Below are 3,443 nucleotides of genomic sequence, written 5' to 3'. Positions count from 1 at the left end.
GGGTGCTGGCCTTGACGGTCTTCTTGGCCCGGGGGGCCCGTGTGGCCGTGTCCGGGGACGGTTGACCCCCCCCGCTCGAGGTCGTCCCCTCGGCCGGGGTGTTAGGGGCGGTTCCCGCCGTGCCGGGCGTAGCCGGGCGGCGAGGGGCGACCTTCTTGACCCGCTTTACCGCCTTGGCCGGCGCCGGAGGGGCCGGTGCCTGTTCGGTAACCGCGGGCGCGCCCTCGCTCGTCGACCTCGCGGCCGCGGTCTTTGACCGAGCTGACGTGGGGGCACCCGCCTTGGGCGGCGGTGATCCCGCGACGGCCGGCCCAGACGGGCCGTCCCCTGTCGTGGTGCCCGTCTGGTCCCCCTTGGCCGCCGGTCGCCGCCTGCGGGCCGGGCCGGCTGAGGCGCCCTCGCTGGCCGTCTCCGCACCGGCCTTCTCGCCCTTGGTTACAGGCCGGCGCTTACGGGCCGGGCCGTCCGACGCGTCCTCGCCGGCTGTCGCCGTAACGGCCTTTTCCCCCTTGGCCGCGGCTGCCCGTTTGGGAGGCCGCCGACCGCCCGCCCGCGACGCCGCCGGCTTCGCCTGGGCCTTGGCCCGGGCCTCGGCAGCCGCAGCCGCCTCGGCGGCTGCCCGGGCCGCCTCGCGGGCGCCTTCGAGTTCAGCCTCTACCTCGGCCACCCGGGCGGTTGCCTCCTCGACCGTTTCGCGGGCCGACTGCTCGGCCGCCCACGCTCTGGCCTCGGCGTACGTGGCCCGCTCCTCGGCCAACCGGGCGCGGTCCTCGGCCAAGCGGGCCCGCTCTTCGGCCACCATGGCCCGCTCCTCGGCCAGCTCGGCTCGGCGGTCGCCATGGGGCGTGGCCCGGGGCCTCGTCCGCGCCGTGGTCTCGGCCTCGGGTGCACCCCCGATGTCCTGGTCGTCGTCCTCTACCGGTTCGGCGGCCGGGACCGCCTGGGGACCGGTTGGACCGCTGGGGTGAGCGGCGCGCCGGCGCCGTCCCAACGGGCCACCCAGGGGCCCAGGCCCGGCGGACGGGCCCGGCCCCTTGCCCGACTGGCGCTCCATGAACTTGCGGAGGGCCTCCTCGCGCATGCTCTCGGCTGCGACCGGGTCGGAGCGGATCATCGTGTCTTCGAGGCCCCGGCCGAAGCGCTCGGCGTGGTCGCGCAGCGCCATCTCGGTGATACCGATGTCGTCGTCGGGATCGTCGTCGTCGTCTCCGGGGCCGTAGCCCGAAGCGATGCCGGCCGGGGGCTGGTGCCCGAGGGGCAGGGCATCGGGCGGGGGCGGCATCTTTCGCCCGCCCGGGCCGACCCCTCCGCCGAAGCTGAGCGTCGACCCGACGGTCCCGCTGATGGCCGCCGCCCCCGGGAAGCCGGTGAACCCGCTGCGGTCCTCGACGGGGGCCGCGCCCCGCCGCCGCCGCCGGTTGTTCTGCTTGCGGGCCGAGACCTGCATGGCCATCTCCTCGAGGGGCGACGGGGGGCCCATGCCCGGCGACCGGACACCCATCCCCCCGAACTCGCCGTACGGGCTGGCCGGCGGCTGGCGGGCCGTCAGCCGTTCCAGCTCCCGAGCGGCCTCGCGCTCGATGTCGTCGTTGTTCGACGGCCCCTTACCGCGGCCGAAAATATCGATGGGCACCCCCGAATCCTAGGTCCGCGAGCGTCGTTGTGCCTCCCGGACCAGTAGCCGGTCTCGGTAGAACTGGGCCCGCTCAGCGGCAACAGATCTACCGAGAGTGCACGGAACCTCCTGCGGCGGTGGCTCTCCGGCCCGCCTACGATCAGCAAAGGGCCGCTAGCTCATCCGGTAGAGCAGGGGACTTTTAATCCCAAGGTGCGGGGTTCGAGACCCCGGCGGCCCACCGCAAAAAATCCTGGTCAGAGCGTGGTTACCTGAGAACAGTTCTCAACTAACCTGACATAACAAGGCGATGTGCAAACATTTGCTAACGGATCCGTTAGCATCGGGGCGTGCGCGGACACGTCCGGAAGCGTGGGACGAGCTGGTCGATCGTGTTTGACGCGGGCCGCGATCCCGACACCGGCCGGCGCCGCCAGCGGTGGCAGGGAGGCTTCCGTACGAAGCGCGAGGCCGAGGCGGAACTCAACCGGCAGCTGCACCAGGTCGAGCAGGGCGCGGATGCCTTCCCGAGCAACATCACGCTCGCCGACTTCGCAGTCCGGTGGCTTGAGCATCAGGAGTCCCGGCTGCGGCCGCTGACGCACGACCGGTACAAGCGGCTGATGGAGCGCGAGATCCTCCCGCTGCTCGGATCGGTGCGGCTGTCGAAGCTGCGCCCGGCCCACGTGCAGCAGCTCCTCGACCGGATGACGAAGAAGGGCGCCGCCCCGCGAACCGTGTTGCAGGCGCGCGCCGTCCTCGGCTCGGCGGTCAGCACCGCGGTTGCGTGGGGCCTGATCACCGTGAACCCGGTTCGGTCGGTGCGGCCGCCGCGCGTCGAACGCGCGCGCCTCGACATCCCGACCGGTGAGCAGCTCCGCCAGCTAATGACCGCCGCGCGCGGCACGATTTGGGAGGCGCCGATCGTGCTCGCCGCGACGACCGGCATGCGGCGCTCGGAGGTACTTGGGCTGCGGTGGGCCGACGTGGATCTCAGGAGGGGCCGCGTGCGTGTGACGCGCACGCTGCAACGTTCGCCCGATCGCACGTTGCAGTTCTTCGACCCCAAGACGACGCGCGCGCGACGCGAGATCGTCCTGCCGAACTTCGTGCCGCCGATCCTGCTCGAACACGGCAAGGCGCAGGCCGAGCGCAAGCTGCTGGCGGGCGCCGAGTGGCAGGACTTCGACCTCGTGTGCGAGCGCGGCGACGGCCGGCCCATGGACCCCGACTCCTTTGGCCACGCGTTCAAGCGCCTGGCGGCCGAGGCCGGCATCTCACCGAAGACCCGCCTGCACGACATCCGCCACGGCGTCGCCACGGTGCTGCTCGAACAGCAGGTCCACCCGGCGATCGCGTCGGCCGTCCTCGGCCATGCGTCCGAGAGCTTTACCATGGCCACCTACCAGCACGTGACGCCGCGCATGACCGAGGCCGCAGCGCGCTCTCTGGAGGCGGTGCTCACGCCCGTCGAGGGGCCGGCGGGGCATACTGCACCGTGATGGAATCGCAGCGGGCCGGCGTCGACGAGCACAAGGCCTTGCTCTACGTGCTGCGCCATCCACGGGGCGTCTACCCCATCGAACGCGCTGCACAGCTCTCGGGCGTTCCCCGGAGCACGCTCTACGACTGGCGTCAGGACAGTGCCACTGCATTGACCCAAGACCGGCGGCTGCCGATACGATTGAGGTGACGTCTGATGTAAGTGTTCACGTAGCTGGCGGCGTGGGTGGCATCCACGGATCGCCCTTGAAGAGCCGGGTGAGGGCGTCGATGGCGGGGACGTCGTGCTTGCGGGTGGTGGACAGGTAGCTGCGTAGGTGGGCGA

The 3,443-nt window shown here is 72.1% G+C and carries 3 protein-coding genes and 1 tRNA gene; 3 read left to right on the top strand and 1 reads right to left on the bottom strand.

All coding sequences use genetic code 11. The features are described from left to right. The coding region (locus AB1673_17510; GenBank protein ID MEW6155754.1) for a hypothetical protein at positions 1-1,633 on the bottom strand (1,633 nt) is incomplete at its 3' end. Positions 1,634-1,783: 150 nt separating this feature from the next. Here AB1673_17510 and AB1673_17505 point away from each other — a divergent pair. The 3 genes from AB1673_17505 (at position 1,784) to AB1673_17495 (ending at position 3,308) form a co-directional block, all read left to right on the top strand. Further along, positions 1,784-1,856 (top strand) — tRNA-Lys (locus tag AB1673_17505). Positions 1,857-1,965: 109 nt separating this feature from the next. Beyond that, complete coding sequence (locus tag AB1673_17500; GenBank protein MEW6155753.1) at positions 1,966-3,117, top strand: site-specific integrase; 1,152 nt, start codon at positions 1,966-1,968, stop codon at positions 3,115-3,117. Beyond that, positions 3,114-3,308 (top strand): hypothetical protein, encoded by a 195-nt coding sequence (locus tag AB1673_17495; GenBank protein MEW6155752.1) that lies wholly within the window; start codon positions 3,114-3,116, stop codon positions 3,306-3,308. The genes AB1673_17500 and AB1673_17495 overlap by 4 nt, the downstream gene beginning before the upstream one ends. Positions 3,309-3,443 lie beyond the last annotated feature (135 nt).

The organism is Actinomycetota bacterium (assembly GCA_040754375.1).
In the GTDB taxonomy this organism is placed as follows: Bacteria; Actinomycetota; Acidimicrobiia; order Acidimicrobiales; family AC-14; genus JBFMCT01.
Note: the sequence above shows the minus strand (reverse complement) of the source record. Positions and strands in the feature narration are given on the sequence as shown.